Annotated in this window: 2 rRNA genes; both read left to right on the top strand. The window is 53.6% G+C overall.

The features are described from left to right. Positions 1-78, top strand: a 16S ribosomal RNA gene (locus CI595_RS25800); the annotation flags it as partial. Between the two features lie 68 nt (positions 79-146). Next, a 5S ribosomal RNA gene (gene rrf, locus CI595_RS25795) occupies positions 147-261 on the top strand; the annotation flags it as partial.

Raw genomic sequence — 261 nt, 5'->3', positions numbered from 1 at the left:
CCGAAGGCGGGACCGATAACTGGGGTGAAGTCGTAACAAGGTAGCCGTATCGGAAGGTGCGGCTGGATCACCTCCTTTCTAAGGAAGAAGAAGTAGAGTATTGTGTTTCACTGTTGAGTTACCAAGAGATTGGATAACCGAATATTTCCGGTGGCGATACGCCCAGGGGTCACACCCGTACCCATCCCGAACACGATGGTTAAGACCTGGGAGGCCGATGATACTATGCTGGAGACGGCATGGGAAAGCAGGTGGCTGCCG

This window comes from Blautia hominis, assembly GCA_002270465.1.
Taxonomy (GTDB): domain Bacteria; phylum Bacillota; class Clostridia; order Lachnospirales; family Lachnospiraceae; genus Blautia; species Blautia hominis.
Note: the sequence above shows the minus strand (reverse complement) of the source record. Positions and strands in the feature narration are given on the sequence as shown.